Origin of the sequence: Verrucosispora sp. ts21 (assembly GCF_002879555.1) — a bacterium.
In the GTDB taxonomy this organism is placed as follows: Bacteria; Actinomycetota; Actinomycetes; order Mycobacteriales; family Micromonosporaceae; genus Micromonospora; species Micromonospora gifhornensis.
Map to the genome: position 1 here is coordinate 24,070 of NZ_PNOZ01000053.1, position 20,091 is coordinate 44,160.

General features: G+C 71.5%; 19 protein-coding genes. 10 read left to right on the top strand and 9 right to left on the bottom strand.

Annotation, left to right across the window (positions count from 1 at the left end; genetic code table 11):
* The first annotated feature begins 72 nt into the window (after positions 1-72).
* Complete coding sequence (locus tag C1A38_RS21545) at positions 73-621, top strand: ATP-binding protein (RefSeq protein ID WP_102659570.1); 549 nt, start codon at positions 73-75, stop codon at positions 619-621.
* A 24-nt stretch (positions 622-645) separates the two neighbouring features.
* On the opposite strand, the gene C1A38_RS21550 is transcribed toward C1A38_RS21545, so the two are convergent.
* The gene (locus tag C1A38_RS21550) at positions 646-960 is read right to left on the bottom strand and encodes a TraR/DksA family transcriptional regulator (RefSeq protein ID WP_102659571.1); all 315 of its coding nucleotides are present in this window, start codon (positions 958-960) and stop codon (positions 646-648) included.
* Positions 961-1,391: 431 nt separating this feature from the next.
* Between C1A38_RS21550 and C1A38_RS21555 the strand changes: the two genes are divergently transcribed.
* From C1A38_RS21555 to C1A38_RS21565, 3 genes are all read left to right on the top strand, one after another.
* Complete coding sequence (locus C1A38_RS21555; protein WP_102659572.1) at positions 1,392-1,772, top strand: SCP2 sterol-binding domain-containing protein; 381 nt, start codon at positions 1,392-1,394, stop codon at positions 1,770-1,772.
* Complete coding sequence (locus tag C1A38_RS21560) at positions 1,769-3,811, top strand: amylo-alpha-1,6-glucosidase (protein WP_102659573.1); 2,043 nt, start codon at positions 1,769-1,771, stop codon at positions 3,809-3,811. The genes C1A38_RS21555 and C1A38_RS21560 overlap by 4 nt, the downstream gene beginning before the upstream one ends.
* A 68-nt stretch (positions 3,812-3,879) precedes the next feature.
* Positions 3,880-4,392, top strand: a complete 513-nt coding sequence (locus tag C1A38_RS21565; RefSeq protein WP_102659574.1) for an NUDIX domain-containing protein — start codon at positions 3,880-3,882, stop codon at positions 4,390-4,392.
* Positions 4,393-4,415: 23 nt separating this feature from the next.
* Here the strand turns inward: C1A38_RS21565 and C1A38_RS21570 are convergent, their stop codons facing one another.
* Complete coding sequence (locus C1A38_RS21570) at positions 4,416-5,585, bottom strand: LLM class flavin-dependent oxidoreductase (protein WP_102659575.1); 1,170 nt, start codon at positions 5,583-5,585, stop codon at positions 4,416-4,418.
* Between the two features lie 168 nt (positions 5,586-5,753).
* Here C1A38_RS21570 and C1A38_RS21575 point away from each other — a divergent pair, with 168 nt between their 5' ends.
* Genes C1A38_RS21575 through C1A38_RS21585 form a run of 3 tightly spaced genes read left to right on the top strand, consistent with a single transcriptional unit; the run spans position 5,754 to position 8,253 of the window.
* A complete protein-coding gene (locus C1A38_RS21575) occupies positions 5,754-6,722 on the top strand; it encodes an aliphatic sulfonate ABC transporter substrate-binding protein (protein ID WP_102659586.1) in 969 nt (322 codons plus the stop codon).
* On the top strand, positions 6,719-7,555 hold the full coding sequence (locus C1A38_RS21580) for an ABC transporter permease subunit (protein ID WP_102659576.1): 837 nt from the start codon (positions 6,719-6,721) through the stop codon (positions 7,553-7,555). The genes C1A38_RS21575 and C1A38_RS21580 overlap by 4 nt, the downstream gene beginning before the upstream one ends.
* Positions 7,528-8,253: an ABC transporter ATP-binding protein gene (locus tag C1A38_RS21585; protein WP_102659577.1), complete on the top strand. Its 726-nt coding sequence runs from the start codon at positions 7,528-7,530 to the stop codon at positions 8,251-8,253. Before C1A38_RS21580 ends, C1A38_RS21585 begins: the two co-directional genes overlap by 28 nt.
* Positions 8,254-8,316: 63 nt before the next feature.
* Here C1A38_RS21585 and C1A38_RS21590 read toward each other — a convergent pair whose 3' ends face one another.
* Positions 8,317-9,468 carry a YeiH family protein gene (locus C1A38_RS21590; protein WP_102659578.1) on the bottom strand — a complete coding sequence of 384 codons (1,152 nt, stop codon included), beginning with the start codon at positions 9,466-9,468 and terminating at the stop codon, positions 8,317-8,319.
* Positions 9,468-9,611 carry a hypothetical protein gene (locus C1A38_RS31445; protein WP_199180278.1) on the bottom strand — a complete coding sequence of 48 codons (144 nt, stop codon included), beginning with the start codon at positions 9,609-9,611 and terminating at the stop codon, positions 9,468-9,470. Before C1A38_RS31445 ends, C1A38_RS21590 begins: the two co-directional genes overlap by 1 nt.
* Before the next feature lie 278 nt (positions 9,612-9,889).
* Here C1A38_RS31445 and C1A38_RS21595 point away from each other — a divergent pair, with 278 nt between their 5' ends.
* Both C1A38_RS21595 and smpB read left to right on the top strand, forming a co-directional pair.
* A complete protein-coding gene (locus tag C1A38_RS21595; protein ID WP_102659579.1) occupies positions 9,890-12,208 on the top strand; it encodes a hypothetical protein in 2,319 nt (772 codons plus the stop codon).
* Between the two features lie 49 nt (positions 12,209-12,257).
* Complete coding sequence (gene smpB / locus C1A38_RS21600) at positions 12,258-12,749, top strand: SsrA-binding protein SmpB (RefSeq protein WP_102659580.1); 492 nt, start codon at positions 12,258-12,260, stop codon at positions 12,747-12,749.
* Here the strand turns inward: smpB and C1A38_RS21605 are convergent.
* From C1A38_RS21605 to C1A38_RS21625, 5 genes are all read right to left on the bottom strand, one after another.
* On the bottom strand, positions 12,735-13,805 hold the full coding sequence (locus C1A38_RS21605) for a hypothetical protein (protein WP_102659581.1): 1,071 nt from the start codon (positions 13,803-13,805) through the stop codon (positions 12,735-12,737). The genes smpB and C1A38_RS21605 overlap by 15 nt on opposite strands.
* The gene (locus C1A38_RS21610; RefSeq protein WP_102659582.1) at positions 13,709-14,764 is read right to left on the bottom strand and encodes a transporter substrate-binding domain-containing protein; all 1,056 of its coding nucleotides are present in this window, start codon (positions 14,762-14,764) and stop codon (positions 13,709-13,711) included. Before C1A38_RS21610 ends, C1A38_RS21605 begins: the two co-directional genes overlap by 97 nt.
* Positions 14,765-14,942: 178 nt before the next feature.
* Positions 14,943-15,353 carry a type II toxin-antitoxin system Phd/YefM family antitoxin gene (locus tag C1A38_RS21615; protein ID WP_102659583.1) on the bottom strand — a complete coding sequence of 137 codons (411 nt, stop codon included), beginning with the start codon at positions 15,351-15,353 and terminating at the stop codon, positions 14,943-14,945.
* A 73-nt stretch (positions 15,354-15,426) separates the two neighbouring features.
* The gene (locus C1A38_RS21620; RefSeq protein WP_102659584.1) at positions 15,427-16,308 is read right to left on the bottom strand and encodes an MHYT domain-containing protein; all 882 of its coding nucleotides are present in this window, start codon (positions 16,306-16,308) and stop codon (positions 15,427-15,429) included.
* Positions 16,309-16,474: 166 nt separating this feature from the next.
* Positions 16,475-19,252, bottom strand: a complete 2,778-nt coding sequence (locus tag C1A38_RS21625) for a DEAD/DEAH box helicase (protein WP_102659585.1) — start codon at positions 19,250-19,252, stop codon at positions 16,475-16,477.
* 86 nt (positions 19,253-19,338) lie between these two features.
* On the opposite strand from C1A38_RS21625, the gene C1A38_RS21630 reads away from it, so the two are divergent.
* A complete protein-coding gene (locus C1A38_RS21630) occupies positions 19,339-20,088 on the top strand; it encodes an HAD family hydrolase (RefSeq protein ID WP_502696948.1) in 750 nt (249 codons plus the stop codon).
* The last annotated feature ends 3 nt before the right edge of the window (positions 20,089-20,091 follow it).

A 20,091-nucleotide genomic window follows, 5' to 3' on the forward strand; every position in this document is an offset into this window, starting at 1 on the left:
GGAGCGCCCGCTCCCAGGAGCTTGCCGTCGGGCAACGGGTGCGGATGTCGCCGGACGACGTAATCTGCCAGCATGAGCAACCTCGACCGACCGGACGCCAGCGGTCCGGACGGCGCCTCATCCGACGGCGACGAGGTCGACTCGTTGCTCTCGTTGTCCTTCACCGGGCAGACGGTGACCGCGCTGCGGCACCTGCTCGCCGCGCGGATCGCCGCCGCCGGCCTGCGCGGCGACGCGGCCGAGGACCTCGTCCTGGCCGTCCACGAACTGGTCACCAACGCCGTGCTGCACGGCGGCGGCCGGGGCCGTCTCGAACTGCTCCGGTACCCCGACCGTTTGGTCTGCGAGGTGAGCGACCACGGGCCCGGTGGGGTCGACCTGACCGTGCAGCGGCCGGCCACCGACACCCCGGGCGGTCGGGGGCTCTGGTTGGCTCATCAGCTGACCGGGGCGTTGACCCTCACCCACCGGCCCGACGGCGTGACCGCCACGGTCACCGCCTCACTGATCATGGGCTCCACCAACCCCACCCTGGCGGAGGGCAGCGCCACCCTGGCGGAGGGCAGCGCCACCCTGGCGGAGGGCAGCGCCACCGGCGACGGTGGGCTGCCGCACCGGTGACCCGGTCCGGCAGCCCGTGCCGGGTCAGCCGTTCTGCTTCTGCTGGCAGGGCACGCAGAAGCGGGCCTGCGGCAGGATCTCCAAGCGCTCACGCGGGATGGCCGTGCCGCACTTCTCGCAGTCGCCGTAGCTCCCGCTGCTCATCCGTCGCAGCGCGTCGGTGATCTGGGCCAGGCTCTGGCGGGTGGCGGCGATCAACGCGGCGTTGGTGTGTGCCTCGGCCGGGTCGCCGGTGTCAGCGGTCAACTCGGTGAGCCGCGCGGTCTGCGCTTCGAACTCGTACGTCAGCGTCGTCTTGAGGTCGGTCAGCCACTTCTGGTCGAACGTGTCGGTGCTCATGTCGGATCCCTCTCCTGGAAAATAGAAAAGGGCCGAAGCCTTTGGCTTCGCCCTTGGTCGTCCGGTGGGTTGGACGATTCCCGGAGGGCTCCGGCCTGCGGGGCTCGGCTGGCCGTGACCAACCTGCCCGGGCACCCAGACCGTGCGGGTCGCCGCAGCCGACACCGGCGTCGCCGTGACGACGGCGACGCGGTTCAGCAGGGCGACGGGGTACATCGAACCACCATAGACGCATTCGCAGGGCAAACCAACGGCAATATCGAGGACCTGGCCGCCGGAGCCGACAGCCCGGCAGAGGAGGGCTCGTACCCGGATCAAAGCCGCTAAAGTGACAAACAGCGGCGGGGTCTGCGCTCCACCCGACCGACCGTTTGCGCGGATCCGATCCTTCGCTGCGATCACCGCCGGGCGCGACCCTTGGAGTTGGTGCGATGTCGGAGTCGGTTCGGGCGTTTTTCGACGACCTCACCCACGGCGGTGGTCGGATGCTCCGGCAGGTCTCCGGCAGCGTTCGCTTCGATCTCGTCCACGCCCGCGGGGTGGACCACTGGCTGGTCACCATCGACCAGGGCCGGATCACCGTCTCCCAGGGCGGCGCGGTGACGGCCGACACGGTGATCGGCGCCGACGAGACGCTGTTCCTGCGGATGGCACACGGCGAGATCAAGCCCCTGTCCGCCTGGCTGCGCAACGACTTCACCGCGGACGGCGAATTCCGTTTCGTGATCATGCTGGAGCGCCTCTTCGCCCCGCCGAAGGGTGCCCACCATCCGCGGGACGCGGCGACAATGCCGTCGGCGGAACCCGCATGAAACGGATGGTGCGCATCCTCGACGGCAACATCTTCGCGCTCAGCGAGGACAACGGGGACATGACCTTCGACCCGCCCAGCCCGAGCGGGTTCTTCGTCTTCGACACCCGCTTCCTGTCCACCTGGCGGCTGACCCTCGACGGCGAGCAGCTGCACCCGCTGGCGATCCACGAACCGAGCTACTACGAGCTCCGCTTGTTCCTGGTCCCCGGCAACCCGACGCACTACGTCGACGCGAAGGTCTCGATCATCCGGGACCGGTGGATCTCCGACAGCAGCTTCACCGAACGCCTCACCGTGCTCAACCACACCTGCGAGCCGGCCGACTACGTGTTGCGCATCGACATCGACAGCGACTTCGCGCCGATCTACAACGTGGTCTGGCCGCGGGCGACGCGGCTGCGCGGATACCGGGAGGTGTCCGAAGACCGGTTGCGGCTCGGCTACCGCCGGGAACGGTTCCACCGGGCCACCGAGGTCTCGACCACCGAACCGGCCGCTGTCGACAACCAGGGGATGACCTACCGGATCCAGGTCGACCGGCAGGGGCGGTGGAGCACGACCCTGACCGTCCGGAGCCTGGTGCTCCGCCCGGACGGTGCCGACGTACGCGAACAGCTGGGGCACACCCACGGCCAGGTCGGTGCCCAGTTGCGCCACGACCTGAGTCGGTGGCTGGCCGACGCGCCCCGACTGCACTGCGACTGGCAACCACTGACCACGACCTACCAACGCGGCCTGGCCGACCTGGCCGGCCTGCGGTTCGCCCCGCTCGCGATGCCGCACGAGACGATGCTCACCGCCGGTCTGCCCTGGTCGGCCACCATCGTGGGCCGCGACGCCATCCTCACCTGCTACCAGACGCTGCCCTTCGTGCCCCGTACGGCCGCCACCACGCTCCGGCTGCTCGCCCTGGTCCAGGGCACGGTGCTCGACGACTTCCGGGACGAGGAACCCGGGAAGATCCTCAACGAGTTCCGGTACGGGGAGTTGGCGGCCTTCGAGGAACGCCCCCAGTCCCCGTACTTCGGCGGCGCGGACGTCACGCCGCTGTTCGTCGTACTGCTCGACGAGTACGAGCGGTGGACCGGCGACGGTCAACTGGTCCGTGACCTGGAGGACGCCGCCCGCGCGGCGCTGCACTGGATCGACGAGTACGGCGACATCCGAGGTGACGGTTACCTCTGGTACCGGCGACGCAACGAGAACAGCGGTGCCATGAACCACTGCTGGAAGGACTCGCCGGAGGCGATCTGCTACCGCGACGGCCGGCTGCCGGGACTGCCCCGCGCCACCTGCGAACTCCAGGGTTACGCGTACGACGCCAAGCGTCGTGGTGCCCGGCTCGCCCGTGAGTTCTGGGGCGACCCGGCGTACGCCGACCGCCTGGAACGGCAGGCCGAGGAGCTCAAGCAGCGGTTCAACCGGGACTACTGGGTCGAGGAGGGCGAGTACTTCGCGCTGGCGCTCGGCCCGGACGGCGACCACGTCGACGCCCTCGCCTCGAACATGGGCCACCTGCTGTGGAGCGGCATCGTCGACGAGTCCCGGGCCCCGGCGGTGGCCCGACACCTGCTCGGACCCCAGATGTACTCCGGCTGGGGAGTGCGGACGCTGGGCACCGGACAGGCCAGGTACAACCCGCTCGGCTATCACCTGGGCACGGTGTGGCCGTTCGACAACGCGTTGATCGCCGCCGGGCTGCGCCGGTACGGCTTCGTCGCCGAGGCCGGGATCATCGCCGAGGGCATCATCGACGCCGCACAGCACTTCGGCGGGCGGATGCCGGAGTCGTTCGCCGGCTACGACCGGGAACTGACCCGCTATCCCGTGCCGTATCCGGCGGCGAACAGCCCGCAGGCGTCCGCGACCGGCTCGACCTTCCTGCTGCTGCGCACCCTGCTCGGCCTCGAACCGTACGGCGAGCACCTGGTGGTCCACCCCGCGATCCCGCAGCGCTTCGGCCGGATCGAGTTGCTCGACATCCCCGGCCGGTGGGGGCGGATGGACGCGATCGGCAACGCCCGCATCACCACCTGACCACACCGGACGGTGCGCGCCGACCCGGGCCGGCGATCGCGGGTGGGCGGGGCGTAACGTGCAGCGGCATGACCGGAGTGGCCTACTCGCACTGCTCGTACTGCGGCACGGCGTATCCCACAGAGGCCGGCTGGCCCCGGCTCTGCGCGAACTGCGGTCAGACGGTGTGGCGCAATCCCCTGCCCGTCGCGGTGGCGCTGCTGCCGGTGCGGACCCCGGACGGCCTCGGTGTGGTGGCCGTGCGGCGCGCCATCGAGCCCGCCCGCGGGCTGCTCGCCCTGCCCGGCGGCTTCATCGAGTACGGCGAGCAGTGGGCGCACGCGCTGGTGCGCGAACTGCGGGAGGAGACCGGGCTGGTCGCCGACCCGGACCAGGTCGACCTCGTCGCAGTGCAGAACGCGCCGGCGGGCGGCACCCTGCTCGTCTTCGGTGAACTGCCGGCCCGCCCGATCGAGGAGCTGCCCGCCTCGGCGCCCACGGCGGAGGCCACCGAATGGTTGGTGCTGACCCGGCCGACCGAGTTGGCCTTCTCCACCCACACCGAGGTGCTTGCCGACTTCTTCGCCCGCCACGCCGGCTGACCCGCCCGGCTCCGCGCGGCTCCCTAGCCGCGCCCGGCCGGCACCGGTGGGGTGGCGAACGGGATGCCTGTGGGTTCGGGCACGGTCACCGCCGGTCGGGCCGGGTGCTGCCACAGGCCACGCTCACCCAGCACCGGCAGCACTCCCTCGCCGAACCAGTACGCCTCCTCCAGATGCGGCTGTCCGGACAGGACGAACTCGTCGATGCCGAGGGCGTGGTACTCGGCGATCCGGTCGGCCACCTCGGTGTGGCTGCCCACCAGGGCGGTGCCCGCGCCGCCGCGGACCAGCCCGACGCCGGCCCAGAGGTTCGGCGAGATCTCCAGGTCGTCACGGGACCCGCCGTGCAGGTCGAGCATCCGGCGCTGCCCCTCCGACTCGCTGCGACGCAGCCCTTCCTGGGCGGCTCGGATGTCGGCGTCGGCGATGCCGTCGAGCAGCCGGCGGGCCTGCGCCCAGGCGTCCTCGCTCGTGTCACGGGCGATGACGTGCAGCCGAATGCCGAACCGGACGTCGCGGCCGGTCTCGGCGGCCAGCCCCCTGATCCAGTCGATCTTCGCGGCCACCTGCGCGGGCGGCTCGCCCCAGGTGAGGTAGACGTCGCTGTGCCGGGCGGCGACCGGACCGGCGGCGGCCGACGACCCTCCGAAGTAGACGGGTGGCACCGGGTCGGGCAGCCGGGCCAGTCGCGCCCGTTCGACCCGGACGTGCTGTCCGTCGTGGTCGACCGTCGCACCGCCCCACAGGGCCCGCACCACGTGCAGGAACTCGTCGGTACGGGCGTACCGGGCGTCCTTGTCCAGGAAGTCGCCGTAGGCGCGCTGTTCGTGGGCCTCGCCACCGGTGACCACGTTGACCAGCAGCCGCCCACCGGACAGACGCTGGAAGGTGGCTGCCATCTGCGCCGCCAGGGTCGGTGAGAGCAGGCCTGGGCGGAAGGCCACCAGGAACTTCAGCCGCTCGGTGACCTCGGTCAGCATCGCGGTGCTCAGCCAGGCGTCCTCGCACCAGGCCCCGGTGGGCGTGAGGGCGCCGACGAAGCCCAACTGCTCGGCCGTACGGGCGATCTGGCCCAGATAGGCGACGGTCGGCGGACGGGAGCCGCCGGCCCTGCCCACCGGCACGCCGTGACCGCCGCCCACGATGTCCCGGCTGTCGCCGTACGTGGGCAGGAACCAGTGGAAGGTCAACATGGCTCGATCCTCCGGGCGCGGGTTGGCTGGTCCGACCGGTCGTCCTCGACGCGCTCGGGAACGACCACGCGAACAGACTACCCATAAAACCTATCGAGTTAGTAGGCTGTCGTCGCCGCTGGACCTCATCGATGTCCACGGGACCCCTTCCGCCGTCGAGGAGTGCTCATGCGTACCTCTGCCCCGCGCCGTTCCCGCGTCGTCACCGCCGCCCTGACGGTGCTCACCCTGGTCGCCGTCGGGGCGCTGACCGGCTGCGCCGACGATCCGGCCGGCGGCGACGACACGCCCCGACTGCGCATCGGCTACCAGCGTTTCGGCGGGCTGAGCCTGGTCAAAGCCCGAGGTGAAGCGCCGGACGCCGAGTGGTCGCTGTTCGAGAGCGGGCCGGCGCTGACCGAGGCACTCAAGGCCGGCTCCATCGACATAGGCCAGACCGGAGAGGCGCCGCCGATCTTCGCCGCCGCCGGCCGGATCCCGTTCCAGATCATCGGGACCTCGGAGCCGATTCCGCAGGGCGAGGCCGTACTGGTCAAGGAGGACTCCGGCCTGCGCACCTTCGCCGACCTCAAGGGCCGTACGGTGGCGCTCAACAAGGGCTCCAACGTGCACTGGCTGCTGGTCCGCCTGCTGGAGGCCAACAACCTGACGTTGTCGGACATCAACGTCAAGTACCTCAAGCCCGCCGAGGCCCGGCCCGCCTTCGACAACGGGCAGGTCGACGCCTGGATCATCTGGGACCCCTACTTCGCTCTCGCCGAGCGACCCGGGGTGCGGATCCTCGCCGACGCCACCGGCCTGGCCAGCAACCGCGAGTACGTGCTGGCCCACCCGGACGCGTTGACGAACAAGTCCCCGCAGATCGAGGCGTTCCTGCGCACCTACCGCACGGTCACCGACTGGGGTATCGCCAACCCCGCCGAACGCACCGCGGTGCTCGCCCCGGAACTGAAGATTCCCGAGGACGTCACCAGCCGGGCGCTGGCCCGCAGCGCCCGCGCGCTGGCACCGGTCACCCCGGCCGTCGGCGACGAGTTGCAGGCCATCGCGGACGGGTTCACCACCCTCGACCTGATCCCCGGCACGGTGGACATCCGGGCCCGGATCGACGGCCGCTTCACCGAGGTGTTCGAGTGACCAGGGCGACCGCCGTACGGCCGGCACCGGTCACCGCCCCGGCCACCGCACCGGGCGGGCCCGGACGGCCCGGACGCGGCCTGGCCTGGCGTCGGTCGACCACCCCGCTGCTGCTGGTCCTCGGGTGGGAACTGGCGGCCCGGTCCGGGTTGCTGGCCGCGGAGAAGCTGCCCGCACCCAGCACGGTGCTGGCCACCGGTTGGCGACTGGCCCGCGACGGCACGCTGCTGACCCACCTGCTCGACTCGCTCACCCGGGCCGGCGTCGGTTTGCTCATCGGCGGCGGACTCGCCGTCCTGCTCGGCGCGCTCGCCGGGCTGCTGCGCATCGGCGACGACCTGGTCGACCCGCCGGTGCAGATGGCCCGGATGCTGCCCCACCTCGGGTTGGTGCCGCTGCTGATCATCTGGGTCGGCATCGGCGAGTCGTTGAAGATCAGTCTGGTCGCCCTCGGCGCGTTCTTCCCGCTCTACTTCAACACGTACGCCGGCATCCGGGACATCGATGAGCGACTGGTCGAGGCGGCCCGTACCTGCGGATTGGGCGCACTCGCCCGGCTGCGACACGTGGTGCTGCCGGGCGCGCTGCCCGCGCTCTTCCTCGGCCTGCGGCTGGCCATCGGCGCAGCCTGGCTCAGTCTCGTGGTCGGCGAGCAGGTCAACGCCCAGACCGGCATCGGCTTCCTGATGATGGAGGCCCGCGAATTCAGTCAGACCGACGTGGTGGTCCTCGGCCTGCTTGTGTACGCCCTGCTCGGCCTGCTGTCCGACGTCGCCATCCGGATCGTGGAGAGGAGGACGCTGACATGGCGTCGCGGACTTCGGGCCAGCTGAACGGGCCGCTGCTCACCGCGACCGGCGTACGCCGCCGGTTCGGTGCCACCACGGTGCTGACCGGCGTCGATCTGCGCATCGCACCGGGTGAAGTGGTCGCCCTGCTCGGCGGCAGCGGCTCCGGCAAGAGCACCCTGCTGCGGGTGCTCGCCGGCCTCGACGACGAGGCCACCGGCGAGATCACGTTACGCGGCCGGGCGGCGGTGGTGTTCCAGGAACACCGCCTGCTGCCGTGGAAACGGGTGGCGGACAACGTCGCCCTCGGGCTGAGCGGTCCGGACATGGCCAAGCAGGTCGCCCGGGCGCTGGCCGAGGTCGGCCTCGCCGAGCGGCACCGGGCCTGGCCCGCCGAACTCTCCGGCGGGCAGGCGCAGCGGGTGGCGGTCGCGCGGGCGCTGGTCCGCGAGCCGGACCTGCTGCTGCTCGACGAGCCGTTCGGCGCGCTCGACGCGCTCACCCGGCTGCGGATGCAGGGCCTGCTGCGCCGGTTGCGGGCCGAACACGGCTTCGCCGCCCTGTTGGTCACACACGATGTGGAGGAGGCGCTGCTGCTCGCCGACCGCCTGCTCGTCCTGGAAGCCGGTGTCATCGCCGAGAAACTGCCGGTTGACCTCGGGCCCACCCGCTCCCCCGACGATCCGGCCTTCGGCGCGCTACGCCGCCGCCTGCTCGACCGCCTCGGCGTACCCGCCCTGTGAGGACGGCGCGCGGCCGGGAACCGTCGTCAGGTCCCCGGCCGCGCGCCGGTGCCGCCCTGAGGGTCAGCTGAGGCTGAAGCCGGCGAACAACAGCGAGGCCAGGCCGAGCGCGAGAACCAGGTTGAACACGGTGGCAGCACCGAACACCGCGATGGGACGCCAGCCGGCCTGCCGCAGCGCCGCCACCCGGACCTCCAGGCCGATGCTGACGAACGCCAGGATGAAGAACCAGGTCCGCAGGTCGTTGACGATCGCGATGGTGGCCTTGCCGTCGGCGCCGACCGCCTTCAGGTACCAGGTGGCGATCACCGACGCCGCGACGAAGCCGAGGACGAACTTCGGAAAGCGCCGCCACAGTTCGCCCAGCCCTGGCCGGGCCGAGCCGGGCCGCCGTTCGACGTGCAGGGCAAAGTACGCGGTGAGCGCCACCGCCACCACGCCCATCAGCGCGTTCTGGGTGACCTTGACGATGCTGGCGATCTGGAGCGCGTCCTCGCCGGCCAGCGCCCCGGCCGCAGTGACCGCCGCGGTGGTGTCGATGTTGCCGCCGATCCAGGCGCCGGCCACCGCCGGTGACAGTCCGAGCACGTCGGCCAACCAGGGCAGCAGGAAGATCGAAGGAAGGGCGAAGACGATCACCAGGCTCGCCGTGTAGGCAAGTTGCTCGCGACGGGCGCGGACCGCCCCGGCGGCGGCGATGGCGGCGCTGACTCCGCAGATCGACACCGCGGAGGCGAGCAGGGCGCGCAGCTTGTCGTCCAGCCCGAGCCGCCCGGCCAGCCACCAGGTGAACAGGAACACGCCGGAGATCAACAGCAGCGCCTGGGCGATGGCGGGCCCGGCGGCACTGGCGATCACGGCGAGATTGATCGAGGCACCGAGCAGCACCAGACCGGTCTTGATGAAGAACTCGGTACGGAATGCGGCGGCGATGCGGTCGTGCAACCCGGTCAGCGTGACCACCAGATTGCCGAGCAGACCGAGCACGATGGCGTAGACGGGATACTCGATCGCCGCCGCGATGTCCTCCAGCGCCGTGCCGGCCGCCCACTCGGGCACCTGCTGTTCGAGATAGCGGGTGAGCGCGGCGAGGAGCAGGACCACCAGCAGGCCGGCGGCCGTCCAGGCCCAGAACCTGCGGTCTCGCGGCGGCGGAGCGAGGAGCCCGGCCTGCGGCCCGGTCTGCGCGGCACCCCGGGTTGCCTCGGTGGCCATCAGGGCACCAGCCCAGCGGGGATCGCACCGGCCAGGACCAGGCCGAGCAGAGCGAGACCCAGGAGGGTGGCGGCCCAGTCCTCGTTGATGGAGAACCGGCTCTCGGGTGCGGTGGGTGACGGTTGGGGTTCCAGCTTGGTCATGATCGTCTCTTTCGACAGATCGACGGGGCGGACCGCCCGCCGAGGGCGGAAGCACGGATGAAGTATACCTATATTCCTACCGGGAAACTAGGTTTTCAAGCCCCTTGTCCGCTCCCGTTCGTCCGGCCCGCCGCATCACCGGCAACCCCGTCCGGCACAACGTCCACCCATGCCGCAGGCGTGACCGGCGTCGGGGCGGGTAGACGGCGACGCCGCACCCGCAGCGGTTCGGTCGGGTTCCGCCACGCCCGGCCGGCAGAGACGACCCCGGGGGACGAATGACAAGCGGACCGCAGGCCCACGTCGATGTCGTGGAACTGCGGGTCCATGGTGTGTCCGGTGCCGGGGCCGAGCAGATTCTGAACCGTCCGCACGCCTACCAGGTCGCCGGGGACGGCAGCGGCGGCTTCTACCGGCCGCATCCGGACTATCCGGACGCCAAGGGCCCAGCCGGGGTGACCCTGGAGGCGTACCGCTGGAGTGATCTGCCCTCCGGGACGACCGTCCGGACCTTGTCGCTGATGTTCCTGTTGCCGTTCATGCTCTGCAACGTCGCCATCTGGATGCGACCGGCGACCCAGGGCAACTCCGGCGCGGGGATCAAGGCGACCTGCCGGCTGCTCGCCCTCACCCTCACCATGCTGTACGTGCTCGCCACGATGGGGGTGGCACTGGACCTGATCGCCGTCCGGTGCATGTCGAACCCGATCTGCACGGCGAACCGACCGTGGTTGTCCTGGCTCAGCGGACGACCCACCGGCCTACGCCTGTCGGTGCTCGCCCTGGCACCGGCCGCCGCCCTCGGGCTGGTCTGGCGGCTCGGCATACGACCGGGACACAACTTCGACGCCTTCCACCGGACGGCCGACGAGTCGAACCCCCACGCACTCAGTGCGGTGGGCCAGTGGGACGGCGCGCCGCTGGTGGGTCGCCTGCGTTCGCTGCACGTCGCCGCTGGGTTCGCCACCCTGAGCATCGGCCTGCTCATCGCCCGCTGCGTCGCCGGCCCGTCGGCGGTGAGTGTCGCTCCCACCGTCGTGGCGATCGCGATACTCGGTGCCTGCGTCACGATGCTCTGCGTCCGGCCGTGGATCGACGCCCCGGTCAGCAGACGGGTGGACCGGTTCTGCTCTTTTCTGCGCACCGCTGCCTGCGTGCTCACCGCACTGGTCCTGGTCGTGGTGGCGGTCGACCCGACACCCTGGCGATCGGCGGAGGGGTTGCCCGGATACAGCGTGATGGTCGGCCTGGTCATCCTCGCGCAGACGGCCCTGCTGTTCACGCTCGGAGTGGCGGCCCTCGCCACCCGGGGCCAACTACGCGACAAGATTGGCGTGGCAATCCCGTCTAGCGGCGCGGGGATCGACCCGGACATGGGAATCGACCCGGAGGAGATGCGGCGTGGGTTCGGCTGCAACGGGCTCGGATGGGGGCCGTTGCAGGGGCTCGGGGCACCGGTCATCGCCGCCACCGCGACCGGTCTGGCGCTCGCCCTCACCGCAGACCTCGTCTTCCGGGTCGCGGATCTGCTCAACCGCCGGGCCCGGGCCGACGACGAACACACCGTCTCCGCGCCGCTCGGCTTCAAGTGGGCCATCTTCGTGTTCCTGCTGGCGGCGGTGATCGTCCTGGTGGGCGCGGTGGTGGTGACCCTCGCGAGCTGGCCGGTGCGGATGAGCAGCGCCCGGGCCACCGTCGCCCGCGACTTCCCCCACGCCCCCGCCTCGGCCTGGTACCGGTTGCGGCAGGTCGTACACACCATCGCCCGGGCACGGTTCACCGAACGTCTGGAGACCCTCGCGGTGATCTACGCCGGTGTGGTCGGTGTGGGGTTACCCACCATTCTGCTCGGGATGTTGCAACTCGCTCCCGGCCAGGTCGTCGAGCAGCTGACCGGGATACCGGAGGCGGCGACCAACTTCGGCATCCAGGTGGGCAGCTTCCTCATCGCGGCCGTGGTGCTCGCCCTGTTCATCGGCGGCATCTTCGCCTACCGCACAGCCGAGTTCCGCCGGTACGTCGGGGTGCTGTGGGACCTGGGCACCTTCTGGCCCCGGGCGGCACACCCGTTCGCCCCACCCTGCTACGCCGAGCGGGCGGTGCCGGAGCTGAGCCGACGGATCACCTACCTCACCGAGCAGGGTCACGGCGTCCTGCTGACCGGGCACAGCCACGGCGCGGTGCTGCTCGCCGCCACGGTGCTGCAACTGCCCCGGGAGGTCTGCGGCCACCTGGCCCTGCTCACGTACGGGTCACCGCTGCGCCGGCTGTACGGGCGGCTGTTTCCCGCGTACGTCAACGAGCAGGCGCTGCTCGATGTGGGCAAGCGGGTGAACTGGCGGTGGCTGAACCTGTGGCGCGACACCGACCCGATCGGCGGTTGGGTCTTCTCACCGCACCGCCCGGGCCGGGATCCGGTGCTGCCCGGGCCACCGGGCACCGTCGATCGACGCCTCCGCGACCCGGTCGACGTGGTTCCCCCACCCGGCGACAGCGTGCCACCACAGATCATCGGGCACTGGCCCGGCGAGGCCGATCCCCGGTTCCGGGCCGCGGTGACGGATCTGGCCGACCGGCTGCGCAACCGGCTGCCCTGAGCAGGGCGCTGCGACGTCGGTTCCGCCCGCGGCGGATATCCTTCGCCGGGTGAGCACCTCCCGCAGTGGCGAGCGGACCCTTGTCGCATCGAACCGCAAGGCCCGGCACGACTACACCATCCTCAAGACGTACGAGGCCGGGATCGTGCTGGCCGGTACGGAGGTCAAGTCGCTGCGGGCCGGCCGCGTCTCGCTTGTCGACGCCTTCGCCCAGGAACGCGACGGGGAGATCATGCTGTACGGCCTGCACATCGCCGAGTACGGCTACGGCAGTTGGACCAACCACGCTCCCCGCCGAACCCGCAAGCTGCTGCTGCGCCGGGTGGAGATCGCCCGGATCCTGGCGCAGATCCGGGAGGGCGGGTTCACCCTGGTGCCACTGTCGATGTACTTCTCCGGCGGCTGGGCCAAGGTCGAACTCGCCGTGGCCAAGGGCCGCAAATCGTACGACAAGCGTCAGGCGCTCGCCGCCCGCGACGCGGACCGGGAGATCGCCCGCGAGTTGGGCCGCCGCCTCAAGGGGCGGTCACGGCCCGGCTGACGGGGAGGGCGCCGGCAACGGCACCAGGCCGCCGCAGCGCGGATCGGGCGGGCCCACCGGTCGACGCGGCATGAGCCATTCCAACGCGGTGTCCTCCACCGGCCATCGGGCCACGGTAACCCGGCTGCTCGGCACCCGGTCGGCGTCCGGGCAGAGCACCTGCGCCCGCACCTCGTCGTTGGGCAGGAAGCGCACCTCGCCGGCGCGGCTCAGCACGATTGTCATCCGGTCAGTCACCGTCACCGCCTCGCCCAGCACCACCTCCTGGGTCTGCGGCTCACCGACCTCGACGGCCACCGCGGGCAGCAACGGGACGCGCAGGAACACCGCACCCGTCAGCAGCGGCAGCAGCCCGCCGACCGCGTAGATGACCGCCCGGGTCACCGCCGGGGCCATCCGCGCCGGCACCGGGCCGGTCAACACCAGCGCACCGGCGGGCGGGAGCGCCAGCAGCAGGGCCGTGGCCAGCTCGCCGTGCCCGACGGCCGACCCGATGGCCGGTGCGAGCCAGGCGTAGCTGGCCGCCGCCACGACGACCGGCAGGATCAGGCCGGTGGCCAGCAGCAGCCGCGGTCGATCCGGGTAGCGGCTGCGGGTGTGCAGGGCGACCAGCCAGACCAGCATCATCACCAGCCCGGGCAGGAACCGCAGCTGCCAGGTGAGGGCGGCGAGCGCCGCCGCCACGACCAGCACCCAACCCGGCGTACGCGCGGCGGCGTACGCCAGCAGCGACCGCTCCGGGTCGAATCGCTGCGGGGCGCTGACCTGCAACAGTCGACCGAGCACGACCGGCACCAGCACCACAAGCGGTACCGCCCAGACCAGCGCGATGAGCAGTGCGCTGAGCAGCCCGAGCGGGCTGACGTACTGCACCAGCAGCAGCATTGTCGACATGTCCTGTCGACTGAGCCGCCACAACCGCAGGACCAGCAGCAGTACCGGGAAGGCCGGCAGTACGGTCAGCAGCCACTGCTGCGTCTGGCGCGCACCCGGACGGCGGCGGCCGACAGGCCCGGCCGTGGCTGGTTCGGGTGCCGCCAGGCGAACCTCTCCCATGGCCACTGCCGCACCTCCACCTTGTCCGCCGGGCCGGGCGGTGGCTGCTGGTCAACCGCAACCTGCTGCTGGTCGTTGTATTTCTGCGAGTAGCCGAAGTAGCGGTCGAAGGCCGTCCGCCACCGCTTGCCGTTGCGGCCGTTGCGCGCCTCCTCCAGGGAGAGATTGACCAGGTCACGCATGGCCGGGTTGGGGCCGGTGTTGACCCCCCACAGTTCATCACCGTCGGCACCGATGTCGAAGTGACGCAACGGGGTGGGGTTTTTCAGCTTCCGCACCGGCGGCGCCTGCTCGGCGAGGGGCGGAGCCACGAATCCGGCCAGGACCGCCGCGTCGGTGGTGACCGCGTCGATCGTGCCGTCGTACAGCTCCTGGATGCACTGGCTGATCCGGTTGCGGCCGTGAGCCTGCGCACCGGCCGCAGCCAGGTTCCGCTCGGCCGTCGAGGTCGCCAGCGTGCAGACCTTGCGGCCGGCCAGATCGGCGAACGTGGTCGGTGCCAGCTTGCTGTCGGCGCGGGTGACCACCGACTGCTCGGTCTGCAGATAGGGTGCGGAGAAGACCACGCCTTGACGTCGACGGTCGTCGGTGATGCTGTACGAGGCGATGACCAGATCGACGGTGACGAAGCGCCCGTCCGGAGTGGGGGCCTGCCGACGGGCCCGGTCCTCGCTCTCGATGGGCAGGAACCGCACCCGTGGCGCGTCGAAGCCGAGATCCTCGGCGATCATGTAGGCGATCTCGATGTCGAAGCCCACGAACGCGCCGTTCTCCAGCAACTGCGACACACCCGGCTGATCGTCCTTGACCCCGATCAGCAGCTCCTGCTTGCCGGTGAGCCCGGCTCGTTCCCGCAACTGGTCACGACTGGGCGGGCCGGTCACGCTGACCACCCGCACCACCGTGACCACAGCCACCACCAGCAGCAGGATCAGCGCGGCGAGGCGCAGCCACCGCATCCGCGGCGTGGGACCGGAACTCGCGGGTGACGGCGCGGGCGCGCCGCCTGGTGCTTCGGATCCGCTCATCGTCACCCCCGGCTACGCCCATCGTGAGGGTCTATTGTGGCCGACCAGCGCCATCGGGTGACCCACAGTTACCCAAGCGAGATGCGTGTCGAGGCGATGCAGCGGACGGTCAGCCGTCGAGCAGGTCGGCGTGTCCGGCGCGCAGCCGGGCCAGCTCGGCGTCGCCCGGCGCGGCCCGGCGCTCCAGCGCGGCCCACACCTCGGCCAGCGCCGCCCGCATCGCGCGCAGCTCGGCGGCGTGCCGGCGACCGGCCTGCTCACGCTGCGCTTCGAGGCGACGGGACCAACCCGCGGTGACCTCGGCGAGCCGGCCGGCGTCGGCGCGAGCCTGCGCGGCGCTGCGGGCGGCGTCGGCCGGCACGATCGCGGCGACCGGCCGGGAGTCGCCGTCGCGGGTGACCACGGTGACGGTGTCGGTCAGCTCCGCCATCGCGACGAGCTGACTCAGTCGGGTGCGCGCCTCGCGCAGCGGCAGCGAGCGCGGTGGGGTGTTGCGCGGGGTGAGGGCGGGGACAGCCATGAATACATGATGGGTACCGGGTACGACACTTTCCGCCACCGTCCACGAGGGACCGCGCAGATCGGTGCGCGGGTCAGCGCGGCGGGCGGTCCCGGCGGGACGGGAACTGGGCACCGGGGCGGGCCAGGGTCGAGCGGGCGCGCAACCCCACCGGGTCCGGCGAGTCGTCGCCGACCGGCTCGGCTGCCGGGGCTCGACGGGCGGCCAGGTAGGCCGCGGCGGCCCGGTCCTCGTCGGTGGGCGCCGCGAGCAGCGCGTAGACCAGGCCCACCACGCCGAAGATCACGAGCAGTACGATCGGGATCAGCAGGCTGCCCACCTCCGCGCCGGCAACCTCCCCCCGCCGCTCGTGCAGGTGCACCGACAGGGCGCTCATCCCGGTGAAGTGCATACCGTTGACCGCCACGCCCATCACCAGCGCCGACGCGAAGATCGCCACGCCGCGACGTACCGTCATCGCGAGCCACAGCGCGGCAGTGGCGGCGACCACGGCGATCAGCAGGGAGAGCGCGACCCGGGTGGGGTCGTAGCCCAGTTCGCCGTTGAGTCGCATCGCGGCCATGCCGGTGTAGTGCATCGCCGCCACCCCGGCGCCGGTGAACAGCCCACCGGCGAGCAGCCGTACCGCCGACAGCCGGCCGGTGCCGACGATGGCCAGCCCGATACCCACCGCCACCACCGCGAGCAGCGCGCTGACGACGGTGACCGGCACGTCGTACCTGATCCGGGAGCCGCTCACGGCGAAGCCGAGCATCGCCATGAAGTGCATCGTCCAGATGGCGGTGCCGCCGATGGCCCAGGCCGCGAGAATTCCCCACCAGGCCCGCTGGCCGGCACTCGACGCGGTGCGGATCCGGCCCGCACAGATCAGCCCGAGAACGGACCCCAGCACCGACAGCGCGTAGCTGAGCGCAGGTGTGATCCATCCGTACTCAAAGTGATTGATTTCCGCCACGACAGCTCCCCCCAGAGCTTCCACCGGCACGCGGCTTACGCACCGGTAGAATGATCAGGGAAGCGTTCAGCAGGCACAATAGGAACAGTTGTCGGATGCGAACCGTTGCCGTTCGGTGACCTCACCGCCAGCCCGACTCGACCTTACGTTGAGTGACGAAGCCGGATCAGGCCGGCGCGTGGTAGGCGAGCACACCCCGGTTGACGACACCGATCGCCTGCCGGGCGGTGGCCCGAAGGTCCGCCGAGGCACCACCGGAGTCGGCGACCTGACCGAGCAGGTCCACCACCTGACGAGCCCAGCGGACGAAGTCACCGGCCGGCATCTCGCCGTCGAGTTCGTGTCCACTGGCCAGCACCTTGGCCAACGCCTCGCCCCGGGCCCACCGGTAGATCGGCCAGGCGAAACCCAGATCCGGCTCGCGGGTGACGGTCAGACCACGGGCGGCCTCGTCGGCCTCGATCTCGCTCCACAGCTTCAACGTCGCGTCGACCGCCTCGGCGACCGGACCGCGCGGCAGGGACGCCCGTTCGTCGACGTCACGCCGTGCCTCGAAGACCACCACCGAGACCGCGGCGGCCAACTCGGCAGGCGACATCCCGTCCCAGACCCCCCGACGTAGGCACTCCGCCACCAGCAGGTCGGCCTCGGTCCAGATCCGTCCCAGCATCCGCCCGGCGTCGGTCACCTCGCCCTCGGCGGTGAGATAGCCCCGGGCGGTGAGCAGGGCGACGATCCGATCGAAGGTACGCGCCAGCGATCCTGTCCGCCCGGCCACCCGCTCACGCAACTCCTCGGTGTCGCGCTCCAGCCGGCGACGACGCTCCGCCCAACGGGCGTGCTCCTCCCGCTCCGGGCAGGCGTGACAGGGGTGTCGCCGCAACTCGGCCCGCAACTGGGTGAGCTGGTGGTCCTCGCCCGACTGCCGGCCCCGGGCGCCTCGACGGCTGTGCCGGTCCAGGCCGGTGCCGCTGACCTGCGCCGCCAGGTCACGACGGGCCGCCGGGTTACGGGGGTTGAAGTGCTTGGGCACCCGGATGCGGGCCAGCACCTCGGCCGGCGTGGTGAAGTCGCCGGGGCTGATCCGCCCGGCCCAGCGATCCTGGGTCAGCACCAGCGGACGCGGCTCGCTGAACCCACCGGCGGCCGGGTCGAGCACCACGGCCAGGCCGGCACGCCGACCCGACGGCACCCGGATCACGTCACCGACACGCAGCCGCTCCAACGCGGCCACCGCCGCCGCCCGACGCTGGCTCTGACCCTGCCGGGCGATCGCCCGCTCCCGGTCGGCGATGGACACTCGCAACGCGAAGTACTCGTCGAAGTCACCGTGGTGGCACTCCGCCTCCACGCCGTACGCCTCGATGGTTTCGGTGTTGCGCTGCACCTGCCGGGCCAGGCCGACCACCGACCGGTCCGCCTGGAACTGGGCGAACGAGGACTCCAGCAACGCGCGGGCCGGGTCGGCGCCGACGCTGCCGACCAGGTTGACCGCCATGTTGTACGAGGGCCGGAAGCTGGACCGCAGCGGGTACGTGCGGGTCGAGGCCAGACCCGCCACGTGCCGGGGGTCGGTCTCCGGGGACCACACCACGACGGCGTGCCCCTCCACGTCGATGCCCCGCCGCCCGGCCCGCCCGGTGAGCTGGGTGTACTCCCCCGGCGTCAGGTCGACGTGCGCCTCGCCGTTGTACTTGACCAGGCGCTCCAGCACCACGCAGCGGGCCGGCATGTTGATGCCCAGGGCCAGGGTCTCGGTGGCGAAGACTGCCTTGACCAGCCCTCGGACGAACAGCTCCTCGACGACCTCCTTGAACACCGGCAACATCCCGGCGTGGTGGCTGGCCAGCCCACGCTCCAGGCCGTCGAGCCATTCCCAGTAGCCCAGCACCGACAGGTCCTCGCCGGGGATGGCGGTCACCCGGGACTCCACCACCCGACGGATCTCGGCCCGTTCCTCGGGCGAGGTCAGTCGCAGCCCGGCGGCCAGGCACTGCTGCACGGCGGCGGCGCAACCGGCCCGGCTGAAGATGAACAGGATCGCCGGCAGCAGCCCCTCGCGGTCCAGCCGCTCGACGATGTCCGGCCGCGACGGCCCACGCCAGCGCGGTCCCCGCCGCCCACCCCAGCCGGCGGCGCGCCCCTCGCCCAGGTCGAGACGGCGGACCGTCTCCCGGGTGTAGCGCAGCAACTCCGGGTGCACGTCGTGTTTACGGGCGGCGGCCGCGTCGTGGAACAGGTCGAACATCCGCTTGCCGACCAGCATGTGCTGCCACAGCGGCACCGGCCGGTGCTCGCTGACCACCACCGTGGTCTCGCCCCGCACGGTGATCAGCCAGTCGGCGAACTCCTCCGCGTTGGACACGGTCGCCGACAGCGACACCAGGGTGACCGAGGCGGGCAGGTGGATGATGACCTCCTCCCACACCCCGCCCCGGAACCGGTCGGCGAGGTAGTGCACCTCGTCCATCACCACGTACGCCAGGCCTTCGAGCGTGGCCGAGCCGGCGTAGAGCATGTTGCGCAGCACCTCGGTGGTCATCACCACCACCGGAGCGTCGCCGTTGATGGCGTTGTCGCCGGTGAGCAGCCCGACCTGCTCGGCGCCGTAGCGGTCGACCAGATCGTGGTACTTCTGGTTGGACAGCGCCTTGATCGGCGTGGTGTAGAAACACTTGCGCCGCGCGCCGTCGGTCGGTGCCGGCTTGCCGGGCGTGCCGCGCAACGCCAGGTGTACGGCGAACTCGCCGACCACGGTCTTGCCGGCGCCGGTGGGCGCGCACACCAGCACGCCGCTGCCCCGTTCCAGCGCCTGACACGCCTCACGCTGGAAATCGTCCAGGTCGAACCCGATATCGGAGGTGAATTCTTCCAGCGCCGGGAACTGTGAGGCCTGGGCGGCCCGGCGGCGCGCCGCGGCGTACCGCTCGGCGGGGCTCGACATGTTCTCAAGATTAGTCCGTACGCCTGACAGGTACCCGGCAAGGCCGACCGCCAGCCGGGTCGGAGGGGGTCGGTAGGGTGCAGCACGTGCCGGATCATGCCGAACCGACCGACTCCGTACGTGATGTCCAGCCGACGCCGTCCCGCCGTCCGGTGGAGGCGGTACTGCTCGACTTCCACGGCACGCTCGCCCAGGTGGAGGAGCCCCGCGAGTGGGTCCTGGCCGCCGCCGCCACGTGTGGTGTGGACCTTGACCGGGTCCGGGCCACCTCGCTGGCCGACCGGCTGCTCACCGCAGGTCGGGCCGGCGGGCCGCTGCCCGCCCGGGTGCCACCGCAGCTGGCCGAGCTGTGGGCCGACCGGGATCTCTACGAGCACGCCCACCGGGGCGCGTACACCGGGCTGGCCGCCACGGTCGACGCGGGCATCGACGGCTTCGCCGACGCCCTCTACGAGCGGCTGCTGACGCCCGAGGGCTGGGTACCGTACCCGGACACCGCGCCCACCCTGGCGGCCCTACGGGCGGCCGGCGTACGGGTGGCGGTGGTCAGCAACATCGGCTTCGACATCCGCCCCCACTTCGCCGCCTGGGGCCTCGCCGACCTGGTCGACGCCTTCGTGCTCTCGTACGAGGTGGGTCGCTGCAAGCCGGACCCGGCGATCTTCTGGCGCGCCTGCGGAATGCTCGGCGTCGACCCGGAGCACGCCCTCATGGTCGGCGACACCCCGGCCGACGCGGGAGCCGTGGCAGCCGGCTGCGCCGCGCTGGTCCTCCCCGCCGCCGACGTAGGCCGCCCCAACGGCCTAGGCTCCATCCTCCCCCTCACCACCCGGTAACCC

Bases quoted from the DNA above. Each gene is read 5' to 3' on its own strand.
- C1A38_RS21570 (WP_102659575.1), bottom strand. From the start codon at position 5,585: ATGTTGACCTTCCACTGGTTCCTGCCCACGTACGGCGACAGCCGGGAC.
- C1A38_RS21545 (WP_102659570.1), top strand. From the start codon at position 73: ATGAGCAACCTCGACCGACCGGACGCCAGCGGTCCGGACGGCGCCTCA.
- C1A38_RS21560 (WP_102659573.1), top strand. From the start codon at position 1,769: ATGAAACGGATGGTGCGCATCCTCGACGGCAACATCTTCGCGCTCAGC.
- C1A38_RS21550 (WP_102659571.1), bottom strand. From the start codon at position 960: ATGAGCACCGACACGTTCGACCAGAAGTGGCTGACCGACCTCAAGACG.
- C1A38_RS21565 (WP_102659574.1), top strand. From the start codon at position 3,880: ATGACCGGAGTGGCCTACTCGCACTGCTCGTACTGCGGCACGGCGTAT.
- C1A38_RS21555 (WP_102659572.1), top strand. From the start codon at position 1,392: ATGTCGGAGTCGGTTCGGGCGTTTTTCGACGACCTCACCCACGGCGGT.
- C1A38_RS21615 (WP_102659583.1), bottom strand. From the start codon at position 15,353: ATGGCTGTCCCCGCCCTCACCCCGCGCAACACCCCACCGCGCTCGCTG.
- C1A38_RS21625 (WP_102659585.1), bottom strand. From the start codon at position 19,252: ATGTCGAGCCCCGCCGAGCGGTACGCCGCGGCGCGCCGCCGGGCCGCC.
- C1A38_RS21595 (WP_102659579.1), top strand. From the start codon at position 9,890: ATGACAAGCGGACCGCAGGCCCACGTCGATGTCGTGGAACTGCGGGTC.
- C1A38_RS21575 (WP_102659586.1), top strand. From the start codon at position 5,754: ATGCGTACCTCTGCCCCGCGCCGTTCCCGCGTCGTCACCGCCGCCCTG.
- C1A38_RS31445 (WP_199180278.1), bottom strand. From the start codon at position 9,611: ATGACCAAGCTGGAACCCCAACCGTCACCCACCGCACCCGAGAGCCGG.
- C1A38_RS21590 (WP_102659578.1), bottom strand. From the start codon at position 9,468: ATGGCCACCGAGGCAACCCGGGGTGCCGCGCAGACCGGGCCGCAGGCC.
- C1A38_RS21605 (WP_102659581.1), bottom strand. From the start codon at position 13,805: ATGGGAGAGGTTCGCCTGGCGGCACCCGAACCAGCCACGGCCGGGCCT.
- C1A38_RS21610 (WP_102659582.1), bottom strand. From the start codon at position 14,764: ATGCGGTGGCTGCGCCTCGCCGCGCTGATCCTGCTGCTGGTGGTGGCT.
- C1A38_RS21585 (WP_102659577.1), top strand. From the start codon at position 7,528: ATGGCGTCGCGGACTTCGGGCCAGCTGAACGGGCCGCTGCTCACCGCG.